15 protein-coding genes and 1 pseudogene are annotated in these 19,078 nt (G+C 72.5%); 6 read left to right on the plus strand and 10 right to left on the minus strand.

Translation table 11 applies throughout. The features are described from left to right. A pseudogene (locus tag FDA94_RS36535) lies at nucleotides 1-376 on the plus strand (hypothetical protein); the annotation flags it as partial. On the opposite strand, the gene FDA94_RS36540 reads toward FDA94_RS36535, so the two are convergent. Next, nucleotides 365-1,009, minus strand: coding sequence for a hypothetical protein (locus FDA94_RS36540; RefSeq protein WP_137251606.1), 645 nt, complete (start codon nucleotides 1,007-1,009; stop codon nucleotides 365-367). The pseudogene FDA94_RS36535 and the gene FDA94_RS36540 sit on opposite strands and share 12 nt — an antisense overlap. A 16-nt stretch (nucleotides 1,010-1,025) precedes the next feature. Next, nucleotides 1,026-2,261, minus strand: coding sequence for an ArsB/NhaD family transporter (locus FDA94_RS36545; protein WP_137251607.1), 1,236 nt, complete (start codon nucleotides 2,259-2,261; stop codon nucleotides 1,026-1,028). A gap of 35 nt (nucleotides 2,262-2,296) precedes the next feature. On the opposite strand from FDA94_RS36545, the gene FDA94_RS36550 reads away from it, so the two are divergent. Further along, entirely contained in the window at nucleotides 2,297-7,996 is a 5,700-nt protein-coding gene (locus tag FDA94_RS36550; RefSeq protein ID WP_137251608.1) for a WD40 domain-containing protein, read from the plus strand. 1 nt (nucleotide 7,997) lies between these two features. Here the strand turns inward: FDA94_RS36550 and FDA94_RS36555 are convergent, their stop codons facing one another. Continuing rightward, nucleotides 7,998-8,297, minus strand: coding sequence for an MTH1187 family thiamine-binding protein (locus FDA94_RS36555; protein ID WP_137251609.1), 300 nt, complete (start codon nucleotides 8,295-8,297; stop codon nucleotides 7,998-8,000). An 88-nt stretch (nucleotides 8,298-8,385) separates the two neighbouring features. On the opposite strand from FDA94_RS36555, the gene FDA94_RS36560 reads away from it, so the two are divergent. Then, entirely contained in the window at nucleotides 8,386-8,931 is a 546-nt protein-coding gene (locus FDA94_RS36560) for a hemerythrin domain-containing protein (RefSeq protein ID WP_137251610.1), read from the plus strand. 88 nt (nucleotides 8,932-9,019) lie between these two features. Next, nucleotides 9,020-9,526, plus strand: coding sequence for a GNAT family N-acetyltransferase (locus FDA94_RS36565; protein ID WP_212735671.1), 507 nt, complete (start codon nucleotides 9,020-9,022; stop codon nucleotides 9,524-9,526). On the opposite strand, the gene FDA94_RS36570 is transcribed toward FDA94_RS36565, so the two are convergent. The 3 genes from FDA94_RS36570 to FDA94_RS36580 all read right to left on the minus strand — a co-directional run bounded on the left by FDA94_RS36570 (nucleotide 9,505) and on the right by FDA94_RS36580 (nucleotide 12,776). Beyond that, nucleotides 9,505-10,605: an MFS transporter gene (locus FDA94_RS36570; protein ID WP_137251612.1), complete on the minus strand. Its 1,101-nt coding sequence runs from the start codon at nucleotides 10,603-10,605 to the stop codon at nucleotides 9,505-9,507. The two genes, FDA94_RS36565 and FDA94_RS36570, sit on opposite strands and share 22 nt — an antisense overlap. Nucleotides 10,606-10,857: 252 nt before the next feature. Further along, nucleotides 10,858-11,562 carry an SDR family oxidoreductase gene (locus tag FDA94_RS36575; RefSeq protein ID WP_212735672.1) on the minus strand — a complete coding sequence of 235 codons (705 nt, stop codon included), beginning with the start codon at nucleotides 11,560-11,562 and terminating at the stop codon, nucleotides 10,858-10,860. Next, a complete protein-coding gene (locus FDA94_RS36580; RefSeq protein ID WP_137251613.1) occupies nucleotides 11,559-12,776 on the minus strand; it encodes an acyl-CoA dehydrogenase family protein in 1,218 nt (405 codons plus the stop codon). Before FDA94_RS36580 ends, FDA94_RS36575 begins: the two co-directional genes overlap by 4 nt. 47 nt (nucleotides 12,777-12,823) lie before the next feature. Between FDA94_RS36580 and FDA94_RS36585 the strand changes: the two genes are divergently transcribed. Beyond that, nucleotides 12,824-13,441: a TetR/AcrR family transcriptional regulator gene (locus FDA94_RS36585; protein ID WP_246060352.1), complete on the plus strand. Its 618-nt coding sequence runs from the start codon at nucleotides 12,824-12,826 to the stop codon at nucleotides 13,439-13,441. Here FDA94_RS36585 and FDA94_RS36590 read toward each other — a convergent pair. Further along, nucleotides 13,428-14,402, minus strand: coding sequence for an acetylxylan esterase (locus FDA94_RS36590; protein ID WP_137251615.1), 975 nt, complete (start codon nucleotides 14,400-14,402; stop codon nucleotides 13,428-13,430). The two genes, FDA94_RS36585 and FDA94_RS36590, sit on opposite strands and share 14 nt — an antisense overlap. A 95-nt stretch (nucleotides 14,403-14,497) precedes the next feature. Between FDA94_RS36590 and FDA94_RS36595 the strand changes: the two genes are divergently transcribed. Further along, on the plus strand, nucleotides 14,498-15,499 hold the full coding sequence (locus tag FDA94_RS36595; protein WP_137251616.1) for a hypothetical protein: 1,002 nt from the start codon (nucleotides 14,498-14,500) through the stop codon (nucleotides 15,497-15,499). Here the strand turns inward: FDA94_RS36595 and FDA94_RS36600 are convergent. Genes FDA94_RS36600 through FDA94_RS36610 form a run of 3 tightly spaced genes read right to left on the minus strand, consistent with a single transcriptional unit; the run spans nucleotide 15,460 to nucleotide 19,024 of the window. Continuing rightward, on the minus strand, nucleotides 15,460-15,954 hold the full coding sequence (locus FDA94_RS36600; protein ID WP_137251617.1) for a (2Fe-2S)-binding protein: 495 nt from the start codon (nucleotides 15,952-15,954) through the stop codon (nucleotides 15,460-15,462). The two genes, FDA94_RS36595 and FDA94_RS36600, sit on opposite strands and share 40 nt — an antisense overlap. Then, nucleotides 15,951-16,805 carry an FAD binding domain-containing protein gene (locus FDA94_RS36605; RefSeq protein ID WP_137251618.1) on the minus strand — a complete coding sequence of 285 codons (855 nt, stop codon included), beginning with the start codon at nucleotides 16,803-16,805 and terminating at the stop codon, nucleotides 15,951-15,953. The genes FDA94_RS36600 and FDA94_RS36605 overlap by 4 nt, the downstream gene beginning before the upstream one ends. Beyond that, nucleotides 16,802-19,024: a xanthine dehydrogenase family protein molybdopterin-binding subunit gene (locus tag FDA94_RS36610; RefSeq protein ID WP_212735673.1), complete on the minus strand. Its 2,223-nt coding sequence runs from the start codon at nucleotides 19,022-19,024 to the stop codon at nucleotides 16,802-16,804. Before FDA94_RS36610 ends, FDA94_RS36605 begins: the two co-directional genes overlap by 4 nt. Between the last annotated feature and the right edge of the window lie 54 nt (nucleotides 19,025-19,078).

A 19,078-nucleotide genomic window follows, 5' to 3' on the forward strand; every position in this document is an offset into this window, starting at 1 on the left:
CCTGCCCGCCGAGGCGGCGCCGGACGGGCGGCCCCTGCTGCTGGCCTGGACGCAGGGCCACGGCCTGGCCGCCGATCCGGCCACCGGCGCACTGCGGACCGCCCTGGAGGCGCGGGCCGGCCGGCTGCTGCAGCTGTGGGCGCCGCTGGTGGCGTGGATCATGCTGGCCCGGGGGCGGATCGACGGCATGGTCGGCTACCGGGCCGAGCTCGTCGACTTCCCGGCGGGCGCCCTGATCGCGGCGGAGGCGGGGGTGACGATCCACCGGTTCGACGGGGAGCCGTTCGACCTGCGGGTCGACCTGCCGGAGTCGGAGCGGAACTTTGTCGCCTGCCGGGCCGGGCAGTTCGCCCGGATCTGGCCCTCAGGCGGCTGAGCCGAGCTCCACGACCTCGACGACCTCGGTGCAGGTGCCGTGCTCGCCCATCACGCACAGCGCGAGGGTGCGGTAGACCTCGTCGAACGATCGGGCCGGCGGGAGCAGCTCGGCGGGCACCTGCAAGCCGCGTTCCCGGAACCGGGTCATGGTGATGTGGGGGCGGAACAGCTCGCCGATCTCGTCGTAGCCGTGGCGGTCGAGGTTGGCGCGGGCCTCGGGGGGCGCGACGAGACGGTGCTCGGCCAGCACCCGGCCGACCGGGTCGCGTTCGCGCAGCCCGGTGCGCAGCGGGCCGAGGGCGGCGAGGAGGTCTTCCTGGAGCCGGGTGACCGCGCCGGTCTTCCGGTAGAACAGCTCGAACATCCCCTGGTCGTTGGCGGCGAAATGGCCCCCCTCCAGCGGGATCTCGGGGGTCCGCTCACCGATCAGGCGTAGCGCCTCGCACGCCTCGCCGAGCCGGGCCGATTCGAAATTCGCCATGTAAAGCGAGATGTGCGGATAGAGCTCACCGGTCCGCAGCGTGAATTCGGCCGGCGCGAATTCGGCGCACCACGCGCTGAGTCGTACCGAACGTTCCTCGACGACGGCGCCTGGTAACAGCACCGCGTCGTATACCGGAAGAGCCGACATGCGCTCAGTCTATATATCAGGCGAGCGCCAGCACCCACACCACCGAGGGCAGCAGGACAATGGCGAGCACCGCGCCGGTGAGGACGAATTTCCCCAGCGGCACCTTGACATCCCGGCGGCGGCACCATTCGAACCAGAGCAGCGTGGCCAGCGAGGCCCACGGCGTGATGACCGAGCCGACATTCGTGCCGACCAGCAGGGCCAGCAACTGGTCGAGATTGGCCGCGGGCACCACCTGTTCGCCCGCGACATAGGCGGGCAGGTTGTTGACCACGTTCGACAGGCCCGCGCCCGCGGCGGCCGTGCGCAGCAGCCCGGCGAACCCCTCTCCCGTGCCGATGAGCCAGGACATCAGGTCGTTGAGGCCGAGGCGCATCAGCGTGGGCACCACGAGGAACAGCCCGGTGACGAACACGAGCAGCTGCCAGGGGATCAGCGAGGGGCGCAGCGACGCGCGGTCGCGGAACAGGTAGGCGGTGACGGCCAGGGCGGCGGCGGCGATCGCGGCGACCTCGATGTGCACCCCGGCCAGGATGGCCGCGATGAACAGCAGGCAGGCCGCGCCGGTGCCCCAGAACAGCACGTTGTCCTTGATCGGCTCGGGCGGGGCGGGCTCGTAACGGTCGGCCCCCCGCACCCCCCGCCGCCAGTAGAACACCCACAGCAGCGCCATCGTGCCCGCGATCGCGACGAGCTGCGCGAGCCACATGCGGCCCGCGAACTCGGGCGCCGACAGGCCCAGCTTGTTCAGCGCCAGCAGGTTGGTCAGGTTGCTCACCGGGAGCAGCAGGCTGGCGGTGTTGGCCAGCCAGACGGTGGTCATCGCCAGGGGCAGCGGCGCGATCTTCGCCCGGGGCGCGAGCGCCAGCATGACGGGCGTGAGCAGGACCGCCGTGGTGTCGAGGTTGAGGAAGATCGTCGTGGCCGAGGCGAACGCGACGCACAGCAGGAAGAGCGCCGGATAGGCCCCCCGGCCCAGCAGCGCCAGCCGCGCCGCGATGACGTCGAATACCTGCGCCTGTTTGGTCAGTTCGGCCAGCACGATAACGCTGACCAGAAACAACATGAGCGGAGCTATTCGCTCGACACTCGCCCGCGCCTCCGCAATCGGCAGCAGACCCGTCAATACGCAACCGACCCCGATGAAAAGCAGGCCGATTCGAATCCAATCGAGTACACTCGGTGCTCGTACGGCCCGTTTCCACAACGGCACGGACGGTGACCCTTTGTCGCCCACGGTAGAAAGTATCATGACTTCATTCCGGCGAGGCGGGTGATACCGGCGTCATGGAGCGGCCGATCGACATTTTCATCAGCTACTCTCCGGCTGACGAACGCTGGGCGTCTTGGCTGGGCTGGGAACTGGAAGCAGCAGGATACCGCACCATGCTGCAGGCCTGGGATTTCGTCCCCGGCACCAATTTCGTCGACTTCATGGACCGGGGCGTCCGGGAGGCCGCGGTCGTACTCGCGCTGCTGACCGAGAACTATTTGGGTTCCCGTTACGGGAAACTCGAATGGCAGGCCGCGCTCCGCGCCAATCCGGATAATCCAGAAAACAAACTCATCACCGTGCGCATCGAGGACTGCCGGGTCGACGGGCTCCTCTCGAACATCACCTGGGTCGACCTGGTCGGGGTGACCACCCCCGAGCACGCGCGGGGGCTCGTCCTCACCCGCATCCGCGAGGCGCTGGCCGGGCGGGCCAAGCCCGAGTTACGCCCCTCCTTCCCCACCGCGTCCGACGTCCAGCCGCCGGCGCCGCTCACCTCGCCCCGGCCGACCGTGCTGACCGGGCAGCGGCGGGCCCGCCGGGTGCCGGTGGTGCCGCCGGGATATCCGGCCGACTTCGAGCCGCCCACCCGGCGCGACAGCCTGAGCGTGCTCCACGTCGCGGGTCCCCGGTTCGGCCGGACGATGGGGGCCGAGCCGCCGCTGAGCCCCTCCGGCCTGCAGTCGCACATCTTCGCCGAGCTGACCCGGCTGACCGACGCGGGGGTGCCCCGGCCCGAGCTCATGGTGGTGGCCGGCGACCTCACGGCGGCGGGCAGCCGCAAGCAGATGACCGACGCGCTGACCTTCCTCACGGGGCTGCGCGCGCTCGCCGGTCTCGAACCCCAGCGGGTGGTGCTGGTGCCGGGCGCCCGCGACGTGAACCTGGCCGCCTGCGAGGCCTACTTCAACGACTGCAAGGCCGACGACGAGCGGCCCGAGCCGCCCTACTGGCCGAAGTGGCGTCACTTCGCGTCGCTGTTCCGCGAGTTCTACCAGGGCGTCGACTCGGTCATGTTCGACAGCGCCCAGCCGTGGACGCTCTTCGCGATCCCCGAGCTCAAGGTCGTGGTGGCCGGGCTCAACTCCACGATGGCGATCAGCCACCGGACCGAGCACCGGTTCGGCCTGGTCGGCGAGTCGCAGGCCGCCTGGTTCGCCGAGCGCGTCCGCGCCTTCGAGCGGGAGGGCTGGCTGCGCCTCGGCGTCGTCCACCACAGCCTCACGCCGGGGCTGCCCGACTCGCTCACCGACGCCGCGGTCGTCGAGGGCCTGCTCGGCGGGAAGCTCCACACGATCCTCCAGGGCGGCGGCCGCGACGGCGACCCGTCGACGCTGGGGGCCGGCGCGCTCGTGCTGCCCCCGCTGGAGCCCGGCCGTCAGCAGGTGCTGGAGTTCACCCCCGACGGCCTGGTCGTCCACCGGACCAGCGCGCCCCCCAACCCGATCGAGCGGCGCTGGATCTCGGCCGGCGGGATCTTCCCCGCGCCGGGGGCCGTGCCGGCGCCGCTGGCCGTCGGCGGTCCCGAGCCCGACCGGCAGCCCCCCGCGCGGGCGCAGGGGCCACGGGCCCAGCTCCTCGACCGGGTGGCCGAGGCCTGCGAGACCCGCTTCGACCACGCCGTCATCCGGACCGTCGACGACGACCCGCCCCACCTGCGGGTGAGCTACCGCGACGGCGGGTTCGTGCGCGAGTTCTGGGTCGGCGTGATCGTCGGCGAGCCGACCGCCGACGAGGTCGACGAGTTCGTCCGCCACGTGCACGCGGGCCACATGGGGCAGTCGGCCGAGCTGGTCTACCTGGGCCCGACCCCGCCGCGCAGCCTGCGCGAAGACTCGGCCCGCCGGGGCGTGCGCCTGCGCAGCCTGCTCGAGTTCCAGGGCCTGGTCGACCTGTCGGGCTACGTCGCGGCGCAGACCCGGCAGCTGAACGCCGACACGACCTACCCCGCCCACCTCTACGTGACCCAGGACTACCGCGAGCTCGACCCGACCGGCGGCGAGATCCGCCACGACCTGGCCGGTGAGCTGATCTCCCAGCTCCACGGCGACCAGGGCAGGTTCGTGCTGGTGCTGGGCGACTTCGGGCGCGGCAAGACGTTCGTGCTGCGCCAGGTCGTCCGGCGGATGGCCACCGAGACCCCGCACCTGACGCCGGTCCTGATCGACCTGCGCACGCTCGACAAGGCCCACTCGGTCGAGACGCTGATCGCCGCTCACCTGGCCAACCACGGCGAAGACCAGATCGACCTGAAGGCCGTCCAGTACATGCTCCGGCAGGGCCGGATCGTGCTGTTCTTCGACGGGTTCGACGAGCTGGTCACCCGGGTCACCTACGACCGGGCCGCCGACCACCTCGAGACCCTGCTCCAGGCGGCGCAGGACCAGGCGAAGATCGTCGTGGCGAGCCGGACGCAGCACTTCAAGTCGGACGCCCAGGTGTTCACCAAGCTCGGCGAGATGGTCGGCATCCTGCCGCAGCGGCGGGTCTTCAGCATCGAGGGCTTCTCGTCCGAGCAGATCCTGGCCTACCTGATCAACGCCTACGGCGACCGGGCGCTGGCCGAGGAGCGGCTGCGGCTGCTGCGCAGCATCCAGGACCTGAGCGGGCTGGCCCGCAACCCCCGCATGCTGACCTTCATCGCCGACCTGGCCGACGACCGGCTGCGCGCGGTCGCGCACGCCCACCGGACCGTCAGCGCCGCCACGCTCTACCAGGAGATCCTCGGCAGCTGGCTGCGCTACGAGCAGCGGCGGCTGGGCAACCAGCGCGGCGCGCAGGCCGGGCTCGACGAGGCCGACCTGTGGCACGCCGTGCGCACGCTGGCGATGCGGCTGTGGGAGACCAACGAGCCCTACCTGCGGCTGGCCGAGCTGGCCGAGGTCGCCGAGACGCTCTCGGGCCTGGCCGACGGGCGCATGTCGGGCGAGCAGGCCACCCACACCGTGGGCACCGCGAGCCTGCTGGTGCGGACCTACGACGGCCTGTTCGGGTTCATCCACGGGTCGGTGGCCGAGTGGCTCGTCGCCCACTTCATCGCCGACGAGTTCGGCCGCGACCGCGCCAACCCCACCGCGCTGAGCCGCCGGGAGCTGTCGCAGCTGACCGTCGACTTCCTGTGCGACCTGGCCGAGGCGCACGACTGCCAGCTCTGGGCCGACCGCGTGCTGGCCGACCCCGGGGCCGGGAACACCGCGCGCAAGAACGCTCTCAAGATCATCACCAGGCTGCGCACCCCCGCCCAGACGAGCCTGCGCGGCGCGCAGCTGCGCGGGGAGGACCTCTCCCATCGCGACCTCCAGGAGGTCGACCTCACCGACGCCGACCTGACCGACGCCCGGCTCGTGGGCACCAACCTGTCGCGGGCGATCCTGCGGGGCACCAAGCTGGCCGGCGCCTGGCTCGACGAGGCCCGGCTGACCGGCGCCGACCTGCGCGGGGCCGACCTGACCCGGGCCCGGCTGGCCCGCACCGACCTGCGCGACGCGGTCGTCTCCGGCAGCCGCTGGACCCGCGCCACGCTGGTCAACGTGACGGCGGGCGACCGGGTGCTGCGCGCCCCCGAGCTGCGCGACGCCGCCGTGGTGCCGGGCTGCTCGATCGAGGTGCAGGTCGCTCCCCCGGCGGTGGGCGTGCCCTACGGGTTCGACCCGCTGACGACCCGGTTGCCGAACCCGATCGCGTACAACACCGACGGGCAGATCTTCGCCGTGGGCTGCGACAACGGCGGGGTGATGATCTTCGAGGCGCCCTCCGGGCGGCCGATCCGCACCCTGTGGGGGCACCGCGACCGGGCCTACGCCCTGGCCTTCGGCGCACAGGACCTGCTGGCCACCGGGTCGGCCGACGGCGACGTGCGGATCTGGGACACCGCGACCGGAGAGTGCGCCCACGTGCTGCGGGTGCATCCCAAGGGGGTCTGGCCGCTGCTGTTCAACGAGGGCGGCACCCTCCTGGCGGCGGGTTCGCCCGACGGCACGCTGATGGTGTGGGAGACCGCGACCGGCACGCTCCGCTGCGAGCTGCCGGGGCACACCCCGCCCGTCTACACGGCGGTGTTCGGCCCCGACGGCACCAGCCTGATCACCGGCGACGCCTCCGCCAACGTCCGGGTCTGGGACCTGAGCACCGGCGAGCTGCGGGTGGTGCTGTCGGAGGGGACCGGGCCGGTCTACCGCCTGGCGCTCAGCCCCGACGGGTCGCTGCTGGCCGCCGGCGACCACTACGGCCTGATCCGCCTGTTCGAGACCGCGAGCGGACGGGTCGTGCACGAGCTGCGCGGCCATCCCGGACGGGTCTACGCCGTCGACTTCCATCCCGAGGGCACCCATCTGGCCACCGGCGACACGATGGGCACGATCCGGGTCTGGAACCTGCGCGCCCCGCTGGTCCCGCGCCAGCTGGCCGGGCACACCGGGGCCGTCTACCAGGTGTCGTACACCCCCGACGGCAAGAACCTCATCAGCGTCGACAGCAACGGGTCGCTGCGCATGTGGCAGGGCGAGCTGGGGCAGCCGAGGCCGGGGCTGGCCGGGCACCGGGGGTCGATCTGGCCCTTCGCGATCCACCCCAACGGCACGCAGCTCGCCACCACCAGCAACGACGACTCGATCCGGCTCTGGGACCTGGGCACCGGTCAGCAGACGCGCACCCTGCGCGGGCACGGCCGCCGGGTCACCTCGGTCAACTTCAGCCCCGACGGGACGATGCTGGCCAGCAGCGGCAACGACGGGGCGGTCCGGATCTGGGAGCCGCCGACCGGGCGGCTGATCAAGGAGTTCAGCGGGGTCAACGACCAGCTCACCTCGGCGGTGTTCAGCCCCGACGGCGAGCGCATCGCCACCACCACCAACGACGGCGCGGTGCACCTGCGGCAGACGGCGGGCTGGGACTTCGAGCGCGAGCTCGACACCAACACCGAGTCGGTCTGGGCGCAGGCCTTCAGCCCGAACGGCAAGGTGCTGGCCACCGCCAACGACGACGACACGCTCCAGCTCTGGTACCGCACCAGCAACACCCACGTCACCAAGCCGGCCCCCCACCAGGGCCGGGTGCGCTCCATCGACTTCAGCCCCGACGGCCGCCTGGTGGCGACGGGCTGCGACGACCGTCTGGTCCGGATCTGGGACGCCACCACGGGCGAGTGCCTGCGGATCATGTCGGGCCACGGCGACCGCGTCTACCGGGTGGTCTTCAACCCAATGGGCACCGCGCTGGCCAGCATCGGCAACGACGGCGTGGCCCGGATCTGGGACCACACCACCGGCCAGGAGCTGCAGGCGCTCGACACCCGGTCGGGCCGTCTGTGGACGGGCGACTTCAGCACCGACGGCTCGATCCTGGCGACGGCGGGCGACGACCGGCTCATCCGGCTGTGGGACGTGGCCACCGGCCGTCACCTGCACACCCTGTCGGGCCACTCGCGCCGGGTGGTGTCGGTCGCGTTCAGCCCGGCCGAGCCGCTGCTGGCCTCGGCCGGGAACGACGGCATGATCATCCTGTGGGATCTGTCGGGCCCCGAACCGGTCCGCAAGGTCACCCTGCTCGGCCTGCCCGGCGGGTGGGCCGCCTTCGCGCCCGACGGGCGTTACAAGCAGGAGGGCAACGTCCACGGCGAGTTCTGGTTCGCCATCGCCATGTGCCGCTTCGACCCGGGCGAGCTCGACCCCTACCTCGACGACGTGCGGCTCATGGTGCAGCAGGAGGAGTTCTGAGTCAGGCGAGGTGGCGTTCGACCGACGCCACCTTCTCCTCCATGCGCCCGGCCGCGCCGGTCCGGATGTCGGCCTTGAGCACCAGGCTGACCCGGTCGCAGCGGGCCTCGACGGCGGCCACCGCGGCCTGGACGACCGCCATCACCTGATCCCAGCTCTCCCCCTCGACCGTGGTGAACATCGAGTCGGTCCGGTTCGGCAGGCCGGAGGCCCGGACCACCCTGACCGCCTCGGCGACGTACTCCCCCACCTCCTCGCCCTCACCGATCGGGGTGACGCTGAACGCGACGAGTACGGACATGGCCTGACCTGCTCTCTTTGGTAGCGTTGGGCGACGTTGGTGATCTTCTGTAGAGATCATCCCTGTCAGCCACGGTATCGGGACGGAAATGATCATCGACGACGCGACGCGGCCCCGGTCGCCCAAGCGGGACACGGCCGGGCTCTCGCCCCGGCAGCGGGAGATCGGCAACCGGCTGGTCCTCATCCACGACCACCTCCGGCAGGAGCTCGCCCGCATCGGCGACGCCGTCGAGCAGGTCGCCCAGGGCCGGGCGGAGGCCGCGGAGGTCCGGTCGCTGATCAACGACCTGACCATGCGGCAGAACTACTGGACGCTGGGCAGCTTCTGCGCCTCCTACTGCCGCGTCCTGACCGCCCACCACTCGATCGAGGACGCCCACATGTTCCCCGGCCTGGTCGCGGCCGAGGCGTCGCTGGCCCCGGTGATCCGCCGGCTGGAGGAGGAGCACGAGGTCATCGCGGAGGTCCTCGCCGGCCTCGACCGGGCCCTGGTCGCGATGGTGAGCGACCCGTCGGGCCTCGACGAGGTCCGCCGCCAGGTGGCGGCCCTGACCGAGGCGCTGCTGTCGCATCTGGCGTACGAGGAGGAGGAACTCGTCGAGCCGCTGTCGCGCCTGGAGCTCGACGTGTGACCCCCGGCCTCCCGCCGTCCTGGAGAACCGGCACCAAGCCCGCCCGAAAGGAGGAAGATTGCGTCATACCCGCATGAAAGGAGTTTCCATGGAGGTCACACTTCGCCCGGTTCGGGCCAAGGATCTCGAGCTCTTCGAGCGGGAGCGCGCCGACCGGGAGGGCACCGGCCCCTACCAGTGGTTCGGGCACCGTCCGCCGCAGCCGTTCCACCGCGAGTTCGCCGAGAACGGGTTCCTCGGGCCCGACTCCGGCCGGATGACCGTCGAGGGCGACGGGGTGCCGGTCGGGTGGGTGTCGTGGTGGATGAACTCCTGGGGGCCTGACCTCACCTCCTGGTGCTGGTCGACGGGGATCTGCGTGTTCTCCGGCTACCGAGGCAAGGGCATCGGCACGCAGGCGCAGGTCCAGCTGGCCGGCTACCTGTTCGCCCACACCCGCGCCGAGCGGATCCAGTCGTTCACCGACGCCGAGAACATCGCCGAGCAGCGGGCGCTGGAGAAGGCGGGGTTCGTCCGCGAAGGGGTGATCCGCCGGGCGCAGTGGCGCGAGGGGGCCTGGCACGACCAGGTGCTCTACTCGGCCCTGCGGCCCTGAAAGGCCCCGATCAGCGTGTACGGCACCGCGAGCGCGACGAACAGCGGCCACGACGGCGCGAACTCCGACCCGAACCCGTAGAAGGCGAAGGTCAGCACCGCCATGACCTCGGTGCCCAGCCCCGACATCGAGGTCACCGTCGCGCGTGACCGGTCCGACAGGCCGTGCTGGAGGCGGGTGTCGGCCGCCGTGATCGCCCACTGGATCACCCCGAACGCGGCGGCGACGAACACGAACCCCCACGGGCTGCGCACCGCCGCCCCGGCGATCAGGAGCAGGCCGCCGGCGCAGGTGATCGGGCCGGTCCACCGCAGGCCGCGTCCGGCCAGGAAGCCGCCGACGGCGAACCCGGCCGAGACGAGCACCATCAGCGGCGGGACCCACTCGTCGCCGACGCCGGTGCCCTGGGCCAGCAGCGGCAGGTACTCGTCGAACGCGCTCAGGCCGGTCACGGCCGAGACCAGCAGCAGCCGCCGCAGGAGAGTCTTGGAGCCGCCGACCTCGCGGAATCCCGCTTTCAGCACGTCGAGGTAGCCGTCGTCGTCCTCGCCGGGCTCCTCCCGCGTCTCGGGGAGGGTGCGGGCGACCAGGGCGGCGGCGACGAGTGTGGCCATGGAGGCGACGCCGACCGCCTGGTAGCCGCCCCAGGCCATGGCCGGGGCGGCGATCCCGCCGGCGATCATCATCGCGGTGGTGCCGACCGCCTCGGCGCGGCCGGTGACGCGGGGGTAGGCGTCGGCGGCGTCCAGCCGGGCCAGTTCCTCGTAGACGAGGGCCTCGGAGGTGCCCGAACCGATCGCGGTCGCGATCCCCCACAGCACGAACCCGGCCGTGAACGACCAGTAGCCCGGCAGGAAGGTCCACAGGCCGAAGCCCGTGGCGGTGAGCAGCGGCGACAGCACCAGCAGGCGGCGGCGCGAGAACGTGTCGGCCCACGCGCCCGAGGGGATCTCCAGCAGGAAGGAGGTCAGCGACCAGATGACGAAGAGCGTCGAGATCTGGCCCGCTGAGAGCCCGTGGTCGGCGAACAGGAGCGCGTAGACGGGATAGAGGAGGACGAACTCCTCGAAGAACGCCAGGGCGTAGAGACGCCGGGCGAATCGGGACTCAGGTGTGGATCAATGTCGCCAGGTCATGGTCGAACCATAACCGGTCACGCCGAACCGGCGCATTCGGGTTTCCGCCGAGCGTCTCCCGCCGAGGCCGCGTTTTCCGCCGTACCTCTCTCGTTGCGGCGCGGTCCCCGGGCGGCCGGTTCCGCGCCGGATGCGGCGCGGAACCCGGGACGGCGGGCGGTGCCGGGGTGGGCGGAGCCGTAACGGAGAGAATGTCTATCTAGGGCCGGGGGCGCGGCGGAAGGTGAAGGGTTCGCTCTCGCGGCCGGAGACGACGAACCAGCACTCGCCGGTGCCCTCGCTCGCGACGATCTTCTCGAAGGCGTCGACGACCTCCTCCACCTTGAGGATCGGGAAGCCCTCGGCTTCGAGCAGGACGCGGGCGTCGCCCAGGATCGCGGTGTCGGCGAACGACGGGCACAGGGCCTGGACCTTGATGCCGTCGGCGGCCAGGGCCACGCCCAGCGAGCGGACCAGCCCGACGACGGCGTGTTTGTTCGCCGCGTAGATCGGGTCGAGCGGGATGCCGATGATGCCGGCCATCGACGCGGTCGCGACGATGACGCCGCCGCCGGACGCCTTCAGGGCGGGGATCGCCGCGTGCGCGCCGAAGACGACGCCGTCGAGGTTGATGCCCATCGCGCGGCGGTAGAGGGCCAGGTCGAAGTCGTCGCCGACGCCGCAGCCCGAGGCCACGCCCGCGTTGAGGAAGGCCAGGTCGAGGCGGCCGTACCTGTCCATCACGAAGTCGACGGCCCTGAGGTTGTCGTCGAGGTCGGAGACGTCGCACCGCACGTCGGCGGGTTCGGCGACGTCGGCGACGACGACCTTCACGCCGGACTCGGCCAGGCGGCGGGCGACGCCCGCGCCGATGCCGCTGCTCCCGCCGGTGACCAGTGCGACCTTCACAGTGGCTGTCACAGTGGCAGTCCTCCCGTCGCGGCCCGCGTCGAGCCGGTGTCACGATAGGCGGCGATGGTGCGTTCGGCGATGCGCATCTGGTGGATCTCGTCGGCGCCGTCGGCGAAGCGCGCCCAGCGGGCGTGCTGGAACATGCTCGCCAGCGGGGTGTCGGTCGAATATCCGAGCGCGCCGTGGACCTGGATCGCCCGGTCGACGATGCGATTCAGCGCGTTCGCCACGAAGTGCTTGGCCATGGAGACCTCGGTGCGGAAGTCGTCGCCCTTGTCGATCTTCGAGGCGGCGTGCAGGACCATCAGCTTGCACTGGTAGAGCTCCATCGCCGAGTCGGCGATCAGCCACTGCACGCCCTGTTTGTCGGCCAGCAGCGAGCCGTGGCTGTAGCGGTTGAGCGCCCGGTCGACCATCATGTCGAGCGCCGTCTCGGCCTGGGAGATCCACCGCATGCAGTGGGCCAGCCGGGCGGGCCCGAGGCGGTACTGCCCCAGGCGGTGGCCGTTGCCCCGGCCGCCGAGGATCCGGCTCTCCGGCAGGCGCAGGTCCTCGATCACGATCTCGCTGTGGCCGGTCGAGCCGTGCATCGTCTCGACCTCGCGCACGTCGGTCCAGCCCGGCGAGGGGATGTCGACCAGGAACGCCGTGGTGGCCCCCCGCTGTCCTTCCGGTACGTCCGGTTCGGTGCGGGCGATGAGGATCGCGAAGCTCGCCCGGCGGGCGTTGGAGATGAACCACTTGTGGCCGTTGACGACCCATTCGTCGCCGTCCTGTACGGCGGTCGTCCGGATCAGCGTGGGATCGGACCCGGCCACCTCGGGTTCGGTCATCGCGAAGCACGACATGGCCCGGCCCTCCAGCAGCGGCCGGAGGTACTTCTCCTTCTGCTCCTCGGTGGCCCAGTGGAGCAGCGTGTGCATGTTGCCCTCGTCGGGCGCCTGGCAGTTGAGCACCCACGGGCCGAGCCGCGTCTTGGCCGCCTCCGACTGGACCATCGCGAGCGCGACGTGCCCCAATCCCATGCCGCCGACCTCGACCGGCATGTGCGGCAGCCACAGCCCCTCGGCCTTGGCCCGCTCGCGCAGGCCGAAGATCGTGCGGAGGTATTCCTCGCGCGTCAGGCCCTCGGTCTTCGCCGGGACGATGACGTCCTGGACGAACGCGCGGACCCGGCGGCGGATCTCCTCGTGCTCGGGAGCGAGCGTGAAGTCGATGGCCATGGGCCGTATATTAATGCGATCGCCTTAATCCGCACAGGGGGTGGATCGTGGACGGCCGTCTGCGGCTGACGCTGGCCGCCGAGGAACTGTTCGCCGAGCGGGGCATCGACGCCGTGTCGCTCCGGGAGATCAACGCCGCCGCCGGGCAGCGGAACGCCTCGGCCCTGCAGTATCACTTCGGCGACCGGGAGGGCCTGCTGCGGGCCGTCCTGGCCCGGCACCACCCGTCGGTCGAGGCGGCCCGCCACGCGCTGCTCGACGCCTTCGAGGCCGACCCGCCCCCGGAACCGTTGCGGCCTTTGGCCGGGGCCTTCGTCCGGCCGCTCGCCGCCTGCCTGGCCGAGCCCGGCGGGCGGCGTTACCTGCGGCTGCTCGACCAGGTGGTCCGCCGGGCCACGCCCGGCGCGCTGCGGGCCTCGACTCAGGAGCCGACGAGCGTCAACCGGTGGCGGGAGCTGGTCGGGCCGCTGCTGCCCGAGATCGCCGTGACGCGGCTGCACCGGCGGTTCACGGCGATCCGGGTGACGTACACGGAACTGGCCCGCCGCGCCGAGACCGGCGAGGGCCGCGACGAGCGGCTCTTCACCAGCCACCTGGTCGACGTCGTCGCGTCGGTGCTGGCCACGCCCGTGTCCGAGGAGACCTCGGCGCTTATGGAGCCGTGACCCACGTCTTCAGCCAGGCCAGCTGCACCGGCAGGTGCGCGTCGGCGCCGCCCTCGTGGTCGTTGAAGGCGTACTCCTCCATGTGCTTGGCGGCCCCGGCGTAGGCGTTGTAGGCGGCGAAGACGGTCGAGGGCAGGCAGATCTCGTCCATCAGCCCGACCGAGAACAGCGCGGGGGCGGCGGCGCGGCGGGCGAAGTTGACCCCGTCGAAGTAGGACAGGGTGTGCTCGACCCGCCCGACCTCGGTCCGGTGGATCTTCAGGTAGCGGGCGATCTCCGTGTACGGGTCCTTGCCGGTCAGCCGGATCGAGCGCGGGAAGTCCGACAGGAAGGGCACGTCGGGCATGGCCGCCGCGACGTCCGGGAGCAGCGCCGACACGGCGAGGGTGATGCCGCCGCCCTGGCTGCCGCCGGTGACCGCGACCTTGGCCGGGTCGACGAGCGGATGCTGCCGCACGGTCTCGACGGCCCGCACCGCGTCGCTGAACACCCGGCGGTAGTAGTAGGTCGCCGGGTCGCCGATGCCCCGGGTCATGTAACCCGGGTGGGCCGGGGCCGAGCCTTCGGGGTCGGGGGTGTCGCCGACCGACCATCCGCTCCCCTGGCCCCGGGTGTCCATGACGAGATGGGCGAAACCGGCGCTCGGCCAGTAGAGCCACTGGTGCGGCAGCCCCCGGCCGCCGCCGTAACCCTGGTAGCGCACCACGCACGGCAACGGCCCCTCGGCGCCGGCCGGGACGAGGAACCAGCCCCGGACCGGCTGCCCGGCCCACCCCTGGAACGCGACGTCGAAGACGTCGACGGTGGTGAGGCCCGTGGCGACGGGCGAGAAGACGGGGGCGAGCTCGTGGGAGCGGGTCTCGGACAGGGTCGCGGCCCAGAAGTCGTCGAAGTCGTCGGGCTCGGTGACGGCGGAGACGTAGGTGCGCAGTTCGGGCAGCGGTAGATCGGAGTACGGCATGAACCCCATCATCTGGGACGACGCCCGGAATTGGCGATCAGCCCGCAGCGAAGCGGGCGATATCGGCGGGCGGGGAGTCTAGTCTGCTGCCCCATATGAGGGTCTTCGTCTGCGCCGCCTGCGAGCAACCCCTGACCGCCCCCCTCTCCCGCGTCGCCTTTCCCTGGCACGCCCTGACGCAGTGGGGACACCAGCTCCTCCGGGGTCAGCTCCTGGAGCCGAAGACGTACGTCGTGGATCCCGGGCGTGACGGTCCCCGGTGGCGGCGGTGGCAGGACGAGACGCCGGAACCGCCCGGCGCCCCCCTGCCCCGGAGAGAGGACGCCGGCGGCGTCGGGATCTGCCTGGGCGATATCCGGGGCACCGTCTTCCTGCCGGATCGGCTCGACGGCTACTGCTGCGGGCTGATGGACGTCATGGCGTGCGAGTCGTGCGGCGTCCCGGTGGCCCGGCTGATCGACGACTGCGGGCACTGGCAGGTGGTCTGGCTCGATCCCGGCGCGGTCCGGGCGACGGGGACCGACGACGCGGCGCTCCCGTGGGACGAGATCGGGGACGCCTTCGACCGCGACCCCTCGGAGATCCACGACGCCGAGTGGAGCGTCATGGCGGGCAGGGTGACGGCCCGGCTGCTGGCCGCGTCGGGAGGGGTGCGGCTGGCCATGCCCGCCGGAACCGAGATCCTCGGGGACGTGCTCGACCTGCTGCTGCCGGCGGGGCCCGGCGGACGGACGGTGGCGCTGGCCGGGCCGGGGCGGCCGGCCACGCCGGGGGCCGACGTCGCGCTGGTGCCCGAGCATCCGCAGACCGAGGAGATCTGGCGGGGAGACGTGGCGACGCCGATCGCGGTGCCCTGGGCCGTGTGGCGGTGCCTCGCCTTTCCGGCCGACGCCCGGCGGCTGCTGATCGCGGGGCCCTCGATCCCCCGTGCCGCTCTCCTCGACGACCCCACGCTGATGAGCCGGTTCCACGTCACGCCCGACCTGACCGCTTTCATCACGACCCTGGCCACGTCGCCCGAGGTGCGCGAGCCGTGGCTGCGGGCGGTCTACGACCGCTACGCCGACAAGTGGCGGCCGTCCTGGCCCTTCTGGTGATCCCGGGCCGCGCGGGTGATGGCTCGGCGGATGGGCTCGTAGCCCGTGCAGCGGCAGAGGTTGGAGCCGACCAGTGCCGCCACCTCCTCTTCGCCGAGTGCCGGATCCCGCTCCAGGGCTCCGGCCGCGAGCATCAGGAAGCCCGGGGTGCAGAAGCCGCACTGCAGCCCGCGTTCGGCGGAGAAGGCCCGCTGCAGGGGGTGCGGTTCGCCGCCGGGGCCGGCCAGGCCCTCGACGGTGCGGATCGGGACGCCGTCGCACTGGACGGCCAGCATCAGGCACGACCGGACCGCCTCGCCGTCGACCAGGACCGTGCACGCGCCGCAGACGCCCTGCTCGCAGCCCAGGTGGGTGCCGGTGAGGCCGCAGTCGTCGCGGAGGGCGTCGGCCAGCACCCTGCGGGGTTCGACGTCGAGCGGGTAGGCGTCGTCGTTCACGCTGAGGGTGATCTTCATACCGGGACGGCCTCTCTCAGGGTTCGGGCGACCAGGACGGCGATGACCTGGCGGCGGTAGTCGACGTCGGCGTACGGCTCGGGCACGGGGGCGGCGTCCTGCTCGGCGGCGGTCTCGCCCGCCGCGGCGAACGCCCACGACGAGACCTCGGCCCCGACGAGGGCCCGTTCGGCGGCGTGCGCCCTCAGGGGGCGGTCGGCGCAGTTGGCCAGGCCGATCCGCGCCTCGGTGATCACTCCGTCGCGGGTGGTGAGGGCGGCCCCGACGGCCACCTGGGCGAAGGAGAAGCCGGTGCGGCGGTGCTCGGTGAAGGCGACGCCGGTGTCCGGGGCGAGCAGTGGGTAGCGGACGGCGGTGAGGAGTTCGTCGGGTTCGCGGGCGGTCTGGAAGGGGCCGCGGAAGTACTCTCCGGCCGGGACCTCCCGCGTGCCCCGGGTGCTGCGGAGTTCGACGACGGCGTCGAGGGCGACCGCCAGGGCGCACCACTCCGAGGCCGGGTGGGCCCACGCCAGGCTGCCGGCCATGGTGCCCCGGGTGCGGATCGGCGGGTGGGCGATGTAGCCGACGGCCCGCCCGAACAGGTCGCCGAGCGGGCCGGGGACGGCGCCGGGCGACGCGAAGGCCCGGTGGCGGACCAGCGCGCCGACCGTGAGCGTGCCGTCGGAGACGGTCAGGGCGTCGAGGCCGGGGATGCGGTTGATGTCGGCGACCAGGTCCGGGTGGACGCGCTGGAGGTGCATCTCCAGCAGCAGGCTCTGGCCGCCGGCCAGCACCTGGGCTCCGGCGGCGAGCGCGTCGAGGGCCTCGGCCACGGTCCGCGGCGCGAGGTAGTCGAAGGCGGCGGGCTTCACGCCGCCGCCCGCCAGACCACGTCGGGGCTGAGGGGCATCTGGAGCCGCTCGGGGTGGTCGAGCCGCAGGGCGTCGGCCACGGCGTTGACGATGGCGGGCGGGGTGCCGATGCAGCCCGACTCCCCCGCGCCCTTCGCGCCCAGCGGGGTGCGCGGGGTCGGGGTGCGGGTCTCCTCCAGGTCGATGGGCGGGATCTCGGCGTACGTCGGCAGCAGGTAGTCGAGCAGTCCGTAGCCCAGCAGCGGGACGCCGTCGTCGCCGAACGGGACGCCTTCGTACAGTGCCTGGCCGAGGCCCTGGACGATCGAGCCGAACTGCTGCCCGCGCACGACCGCCGGGTCGAGGGCGCGGCCGCAGTCGTCCACGGCGACGATCTGGAGCACCCGCACGGTGCCCAGGTCGGGGTCGACCTCGACCACGGCCGCGTGGGCGCCGAACGGGAAGGCCATGTCGGCCTCGTAGCGTTCGTCGATCCGCAGCGGGCCGGTGCGCTTGACCAGTTCGGACAGGCCCATGGCGGCGGTGCCCCGAACGGGATGGACGACGCCGTCGGACCAGGCGGTCTCCTCGATCGGCAGGTCCCACATCCGGGCGGCCCGTTCCCTGGCCTCCTCGATGAGGAGGGTGGCGGCGTGCTGCAGGCCCGCGCCGTCGATCTGGGCCGACCGGCTGCCGAAGGAGCCGACGCCGCCGGGCAGCTCGTCGGTGTCGCCCTCGATGAGACGGACCCGGGCCGGCTCGACGCCGAGGGTCTCGGCGACGAGCGCGGGGAAGACGGTCGCGTGGCTCTGGCCGCTGGAGGCGGCGCCGCAGCGGGCGACGACGGTGCCGTCCTCGCCCGCCTCGACGCCGACGTAGTCGTGGACGGAGCCCCGTTCGCCGCCGGACCGCTCGACGTAGCAGGACAGGCCGATGCCGACGGGCAGGGCGGCGGGGTCGGCGCGGCGGCGGGCCTGTTCCGCGCGCCAGCCGTGGTAGCCGAGGGTGCGCAGCGCCAGGTCGAGGGCGGCGGGGTGGTCGCCGCTGTCGTAGGTGCGGCCGGTGGGGGTGCGGTAGGGGAACCGATCGGGCGGGATGAGGTTGCGGCGGCGCAGGTCGGCCGGGTCGAGGTCCAGGCGCTTGGCCAGCACGTCCATCGTGCGTTCGAGGGGGCTGGTGGCCTCCGGCCGCCCGGCGCCCCGGTAGGGGTAGGTGATCATGGTGTTGGTGAGCACCGAGCGGACGGTGGCGTGCACCTCCGGTGTGGTGTACGGACCGGTCGCCATCCACGCGGTCTGCATGGGGAAGGCGACGCCGAGGTGGGGATAGGCGCCCACGTCGGCCTCGACGGTCAGCTCGTAGGCGAGCAGCCGCCCGTCGGCGTCGGCGGCCAGGCGGACCTGCTGGTCCTGCCCCCGGCCACGGGTCGCGACCAGCAGGGACTCCCGCCGGTCCTCCACCCAGCGGACCGGGCGGCCGAGCCGTACGGCCAGCCAGGCGACCGCGATGAACTCGGGGAACACCGCGCTCTTGGAGCCGAACGCGCCCCCGGTGTCGGGCACGACGACCCGGATGCTCTCCTCCGGCCGGTCGAGCAGTCCGGCGAGGTCGTGCCGCAGCCGGTGAGGGGCCTGGTGGCCCGACCAGACGGTGAGCCGCTCGCCCTCGGGCACGCACAGGATGGTGCGGCACTCCATCGGCGAGGGCATCAGCAACTGCTGCCGGTAGCGGCTCTCGACCACGACGGCCGCCCGCTCCCACACCTCGTCGCCGATCGGCCGCCCGGCCTCGCCGCGCAGGGCGACGTTGCTGCGGCCCTCGAACAGCCGGACCTCGTCGCCGGCCGCCTCCTCCGCCGTCACCACGGCGGGCAGCGGGTCGACGCGCACGCGGACCCGGGCGGCCCCGTCCTCGGCCCGGTAGCGGTCGTCGCCCAGGACGACGGCCAGCGCCTCACCGGGGTAGCGCACCCGATCTTTGACCAGCGCGGGCCACTCCCTGCCCTCGACGCCGGGCGCGTCCGGCATCGGCGGCAGGTCCGGCAGGTCGGCGGCCGACCAGGCCCCGGCCACACCGGGCACCTCGCGGGCGGCCGAGCAGTCGGCCTCCCGCAGCGTTCCGTGGGCGACCTCGCTGCGGACGAAGACGGCGTCGAGGCAGCCGGGCACGCGCAGGTCCGCGACGAAGCGGCCCCTCCCGGTGAGCAGCCGCTCGTCCTCGCGTCTCAGCCAGCGATCCACCATTCGGACACTAGCCGCCCGGTTTGTCGGTGAAGAGTGGCCTTTGTGGGGATT

Source organism: Herbidospora galbida (assembly GCF_005233835.1).
In the GTDB taxonomy this organism is placed as follows: Bacteria; Actinomycetota; Actinomycetes; order Streptosporangiales; family Streptosporangiaceae; genus Herbidospora; species Herbidospora galbida.

Excerpts from the sequence above, each read along its gene's own strand:
- FDA94_RS36550 (WP_137251608.1), top strand. The coding sequence starts at position 2,297 with ATGGAGCGGCCGATCGACATTTTCATCAGCTACTCTCCGGCTGACGAA.
- FDA94_RS36545 (WP_137251607.1), bottom strand. The coding sequence starts at position 2,261 with ATGATACTTTCTACCGTGGGCGACAAAGGGTCACCGTCCGTGCCGTTG.
- FDA94_RS36540 (WP_137251606.1), bottom strand. The coding sequence starts at position 1,009 with ATGTCGGCTCTTCCGGTATACGACGCGGTGCTGTTACCAGGCGCCGTC.
- FDA94_RS36590 (WP_137251615.1), bottom strand. The coding sequence starts at position 14,402 with ATGCCGTACTCCGATCTACCGCTGCCCGAACTGCGCACCTACGTCTCC.
- FDA94_RS36600 (WP_137251617.1), bottom strand. The coding sequence starts at position 15,954 with ATGAAGATCACCCTCAGCGTGAACGACGACGCCTACCCGCTCGACGTC.
- FDA94_RS36595 (WP_137251616.1), top strand. The coding sequence starts at position 14,498 with ATGAGGGTCTTCGTCTGCGCCGCCTGCGAGCAACCCCTGACCGCCCCC.
- FDA94_RS36580 (WP_137251613.1), bottom strand. The coding sequence starts at position 12,776 with ATGGCCATCGACTTCACGCTCGCTCCCGAGCACGAGGAGATCCGCCGC.
- FDA94_RS36560 (WP_137251610.1), top strand. The coding sequence starts at position 8,386 with ATGATCATCGACGACGCGACGCGGCCCCGGTCGCCCAAGCGGGACACG.
- FDA94_RS36555 (WP_137251609.1), bottom strand. The coding sequence starts at position 8,297 with ATGTCCGTACTCGTCGCGTTCAGCGTCACCCCGATCGGTGAGGGCGAG.
- FDA94_RS36565 (WP_212735671.1), top strand. The coding sequence starts at position 9,020 with ATGGAGGTCACACTTCGCCCGGTTCGGGCCAAGGATCTCGAGCTCTTC.